At 70.3% G+C, this 4,893-nt stretch carries 4 protein-coding genes (1 of these 4 only partly in view); all 4 read left to right on the forward strand.

The window, feature by feature from the left end:
* Positions 1 to 519 precede the first annotated feature (519 nt).
* Tightly spaced (at most 17 nt apart), the 4 genes in view from GLA29479_RS23205 to GLA29479_RS23220 form a layout consistent with a single transcriptional unit that may run on beyond the window.
* A complete protein-coding gene (locus GLA29479_RS23205) occupies positions 520 to 975 on the forward strand; it encodes a DUF4381 domain-containing protein (protein ID WP_425599997.1) in 456 nt (151 codons plus the stop codon).
* Entirely contained in the window at positions 975 to 1,976 is a 1,002-nt protein-coding gene (locus GLA29479_RS23210; protein WP_057972998.1) for a vWA domain-containing protein, read from the forward strand. Before GLA29479_RS23205 ends, GLA29479_RS23210 begins: the two co-directional genes overlap by 1 nt.
* Positions 1,973 to 3,760, forward strand: coding sequence for a VWA domain-containing protein (locus GLA29479_RS23215; RefSeq protein ID WP_057973326.1), 1,788 nt, complete (start codon positions 1,973 to 1,975; stop codon positions 3,758 to 3,760). The genes GLA29479_RS23210 and GLA29479_RS23215 overlap by 4 nt, the downstream gene beginning before the upstream one ends.
* A gap of 17 nt (positions 3,761 to 3,777) precedes the next feature.
* Positions 3,778 to 4,893: the 5' portion of a BatD family protein gene (locus tag GLA29479_RS23220; RefSeq protein WP_057972999.1), read on the forward strand. Its footprint extends 24 nt past the window's final position; only the first 1,116 of its 1,140 coding nucleotides appear in the window; its start codon is at positions 3,778 to 3,780; the stop codon falls past the right edge of the window.

The following is a 4,893-nucleotide window of genomic DNA, read 5'->3' on the forward strand; positions in this document are numbered from 1 at the left end:
CCGCATCGCCGCGCTGCGCGGCAGCCTGCGCGAGCCGCCGGTGACGCCTGCTTCGGGCCCGCGCGGCGCCCTGCGCGTGCTCGATGCGATGGTGCGCTGGTATGCGCAGCCGCCGGCCGAGGATGCCGGGCTCGAGGTCGCGCTCGATCATGCCGCGCGTTTGCTGCGGCCCGGTTCGCGCCTGATCGTGCTCGCCGACCCGGCCAGCATCGCGGCTTTGCCGCAGCGGCGCTGGGCGGTGCTCGCCCAGCATCATGAAGTGATCGTCCTGCTGCTGACCGACCCGATCGAAACCCGGCCGCCGCAGACGGCGTTGCCGTTCAGCCGCGACGGCGAGCGGGTCGAACTCGATCTGGGCATCGACGCGCAGCGCAAGCGTTGGCACGATCAGTTCGTAGCCCCGGTCCAGGTCGCTCTGGAGAAACTGCCGGCGCGCGGGGTGCGCGTGCAGGCCCTGTCGACCGATGCGCCGAGCGAATCGTGGCTGCCGCTGCTGGGCCGTTCGCGGCCGTTGGTGGCGTGATGGACGCGCCCCTGCCTCTGCGCGATATCCACCAACCGGATGCGCCGTCGCTGTGGCCGCTGGCGCCGGGCTGGTGGATGCTGATCGCGGCGGTCGCCCTCGTCGCGCTGTTGGTGTATGTCTGGCAACGTCGCCGGCAACGGCGGCGGCGCGACATCGCGCGGGTCTTCGACCAGGCACTCGAAGCCGCCGCCACGCCCGCGGCCGAAGTCGCGGCGATGTCGGAGCTGCTGCGTCGCGCCGCGCGCCGCCACGATCGCCAGGCCGATCGCCTGCAGGGCGAACAGTGGCTCGAGTTCCTCGATCGCGGCAGCAAGCGCAGCGACTTCGTCGACGGCCCCGGGCGCTTGTTGCTCGACGGCGGTTATAGGCGCGAAGCCGACGCGGCCCAGGTTGCGGCCTTGCGCGAACTCGCCCGGCAACGCTTCCTGCGTTGGATGGGAGCGCGTTGATGTCCTTGCTCAGCGATTGGCGCGAGCTGTTCGCCTGGCCCTGGTGGCTGTTGGCCTTGCCGTTGCCCTTGCTTGCGCGTTGGCTGTTGCCGGCCGCGCGCGATGCTTCCGCCGCACTCAAGGTACCGTTCGGCGAACGCCTGGATGCGATCGCCGCCGTCGGCGGACGCAACCTGCGCGGCGGCAGTGCGGGTTGGCTGTTGTGGTTGGCCTGGGCGCTGTTGTGCATCGCCGCGGCGCGCCCGCAGCAACTCGGCGAAGCGGTGCAGCCGCCGCAGGTCGGCCGCGACATGATGCTCGCCCTGGATCTGTCGGGCAGCATGAGCGAACCGGACATGGCCCTGAGCGATGCGCCGGTCGACCGCCTCACCGCCGCCAAGGCGGTGCTCGCCGACTTTCTCGATCGCCGCGTCGGCGATCGCATCGGCTTGATCGTGTTCGGGCGCCGTGCCTACGTACTCACGCCCCTGACCTTGGACCGCGACACCGTGCGCGACCAGCTCAAGGACAGCGTGGTTGGCCTGGCCGGGCAGGAAACCGCGATCGGCGACGCGGTCGGCCTGGCGGTCAAGCGTCTGCGCGAGCAGCCTTCGGGGCAGCGCGTGCTGATCCTGCTGACCGACGGCGTCAACACCGCCGGTGCGCTCGATCCGAACAAGGCCGCCGAGCTCGCGCGCGATCATCAAGTGCGCATCCACACCATCGCCTTCGGCGGCGACGGTTCCATGTCTCTGTTCGGTTTCAAGATCGCGGTGCCGGGCGGCGACCCGCTCGACGAAACCTCGTTGCGCGCCATCGCCCAGACCACCGGCGGACGTTTCTTCCGCGCCCGCGATACCGCCGAGCTGGCCGGCATCTATGCCGAGATCGACCGCATCGAACCGGTGCAGCGCCCCGGCAAAGCGGTGCGGCCGCGCATCGAGCGCTATATCTGGCCCTTGGCGGCCGCGTTCGGAATGGCCTTGTTGGCCTTCGCATGGCCACGTCGGAGGCCGGCATGAACCCGTCGCTGTGGCTGCAGAATCTGGCACCCTTGCAGTTCTTGCGTCCGCACTGGCTGTGGGCCTTGCTGGCGCTGCCGTTGTTGGCGTGGGTGTGGCGCCGTCGCCGCAATCGCAGCAGCGTGTGGCGCAGCGCGGTCGATCCGCATCTGCTGCCGCATCTGCTCGACGGCCGCGATGGCCGTCGTTCGCGTTTAGCCGCGGCGACGGCGGTGTTCGCCTATGCGTTGGCAGTGCTGGCCCTCAGTGGGCCGAGCTGGCGCCAGAGCGAGCAGCCCTTGTGGCAGGGCAGCACGCCCCTGGTGATCGCGCTGGATTTGTCGAGCCGGACCCTGGCCGGCGACCTGCCGCCGACGCGGCTGGCGCAGGCGCGGGCCAAGCTGGCGACCTTGTTGAAGCTGCGCGATGGCGGTCAGATCGGCTTGGTCGTATATGCCGACGATGCGTATACGGTGGCGCCGCTGACCGACGATGCGCGCAATGTCGCGGTGTTCCTGGATGCGCTCTCGCCCGATGTCATGCCGGGCGACGGTCAGCGCGGCGACCGTGGCATCGAATGGTCCGCGCGCCTGCTCGCCCAGGCCGGTTTCGAGCGCGGCGAGATCGTGTTGATGACCGATCGCGCCGACGCGGCGGCGCGCCGCGCCGCGGCGCGGGCCGCCGATCGCGGCTATCGCGTCTCGGTGCTGGGCCTGGGCGGCGAGACCGCAACTCCGTTCCAGCGTCCCGACGGCAGCATCGTCAACGTCAAGCTGGATGCCGATTCGCTGCGCGCGCTCGCCGCCGACGGCGAGGGCCGTTACGCGAGCATCGGCCGCGGCGATGAAGACTTGCAGACGCTGCGGTTGCTGGCGCCGGATGTCTCCGAGGCCGGCAGCGCGCGCGGCGAGAAGAGCCTGGCCCGCGAAGACAACGGCTATTGGCTGTTGCCGCTGTTGATGCTGCTGGCTTTGTTCGCGTTTCGCCGTCGCAGCGGTGTGGCCGTCGTGCTGGTCTGCCTGTGTTGGCCGGCGATGCAGCCGGCGCAAGCGCAGGGCCTGTGGCAGCGCCCGGATCAGGCCGCGCACGAACGCATGCGCGAAGGCGCCCAGGCCTATCGCAAGGGCGAGTTCGAGCGCGCCGGTGAGCTCTATCAGCGCGCGCAAGGCGCCGATGCGCAGTACAACCTCGGCAACGCCCTGGCGCGCCAGGGGCGTTATCCGGATGCCATCGCCGCCTACGATCGCGCGCTCAAGCTGCAGCCGGGCATGGCCGATGCCCTGGCCAACAAGCGTGCGGTCGAAGCGGCGATGAAGCGTCCGCCGCCGCCGAAGGGCGGCGACGGCAAGAATCCGCCGAAGTCGCAGGACGGCAAGAGCGGCCAGAGCGACAGCCAAAACCAGGATCCGCAGCAGGGCGGGCAGCCGCAGAATTCACCCTCGTCGTCGAAGCCGTCGCCGCCCAAACCATCGCCGCCCAAGCCATCGCAGGACTCCGGCGATCCCGCTGAGTCACAGTCGAAACCCGGCGGCGAATCCAAGCCGTCCGACAGCGAAGCCCAGCGCAAGGCCGATGCGGCCCAGCGCGAACGCATGCAGCGCGAACTCGCGCGCCAGGGCAAGGACCCTGCGCAGCAGCCTGCCGCCGGGCGCAAGCCCGGGCAGGAAACACCGGTCGAGCGCGAACGCCGGCTCGCCAACGAAGCCTGGCTCAAGCGCGTCCCCGACGATCCGGGCGGCCTGCTGCGCGAGAAATTCAAGATCGAATACGAGCGGCGCCAAATGGAGGCGCTGCGAGGGGATTGAAACCGATGTCGCGATGGATGGGCCAATTTGGGCTGTGGTTGTTGCTGGCGACGCTCAGCACGGGCGCGTTCGCGCAAACGCGTGCCTGGCTCGACCGCGAGCGCATCAACGCCGGCGAAACGGTGACCTTGAACGTCGAGACCACCGGCTCGCTCGGCAACAGTCCCGACTTCGCCCCGCTGCGCAGCGATTTCGTGTTGAGCGCCAGCAGCAGCAACAGCGAGATGGTGCCGGGCAAGAACGGCTTGGCCGTGCGCAGCCAATTCTCGGTGCTGCTGCAGCCGCGCCGCAGCGGCCGCATCGCGATTCCTGCGCTGCAAGTCGGCACTGAGCGCACTCAGCCCTTGGCGCTGGAGGTGTCGGGCGAACCGGCCAATGCGCCGCAGGGGGCGGGTGGCGACGTCTTCATCGAGAGCGAGGCCGACGACCTCAGCCCCTACGTGCAACAGGCGGTGGGCTGGGTGGTGCGGCTGTACTCGGCGGTGCCCTTGCTCGCCGGCAAGATCGACCAGCCGGTGCCGGAAGGCGCGTCGTTGATGCGGGTCGGCGACGACGCGCAATACAGCCGCGACGTCGCCGGACGCCGCTACACCGTGGTCGAGCGGCGTTTCCTGCTGGTGCCCGAACGCAGCGGCGCCCTCAGTGTGCCGGCGGCGCTGTTCGAAGGGCGCAGTGCGCCGGGTTTCATCGACCAGATCATGGGCGGCAGCGGCGACGAATTGCGCGCGCGCGCGCGGCCGCGCAGCTTGAACGTGCAGGCGCTGCCGGCCGACGCGCCGCAGCCCTGGCTGCCCTTGCACGACTTGAGCCTGCGTTATCGCTCCACGCCGCAGGAACTGCGGGTCGGCAGCGCAGCGACCCTGGTGGTCGAGGCGACGGTCGACGGCGCCAACGCCGCGCAACTGCCCGAACTGGAACTGCCGCCGATCGACGGCGTGCAGGTGTTTCCCGAGCCGGTCCAGGCCGACGACGGTTTCTCCGACGGCCGGCCGCGGGTGAAGCTGACGCGCAAGTTCTCGCTGGTGCCTTCGCGCACCGGCCCGACCCGGCTCGACGGCCTGCGCATGGACTGGTGGGACGTCGCCGGCGGCAAGCCGCGCAGCAGCGCGTTGCCGCCGCTGTCGTGGACGATC

It is taken from the genome of Lysobacter antibioticus, assembly GCF_001442535.1.
GTDB classification, from domain to species: Bacteria; Pseudomonadota; Gammaproteobacteria; order Xanthomonadales; family Xanthomonadaceae; genus Lysobacter; species Lysobacter antibioticus.

What these genes read in the sequence shown, in the direction of transcription:
- GLA29479_RS23215 (WP_057973326.1), top strand. Translation starts at nt 1,973, where the DNA reads ATGAACCCGTCGCTGTGGCTGCAGAATCTGGCACCCTTGCAGTTCTTG.
- GLA29479_RS23210 (WP_057972998.1), top strand. Translation starts at nt 975, where the DNA reads ATGTCCTTGCTCAGCGATTGGCGCGAGCTGTTCGCCTGGCCCTGGTGG.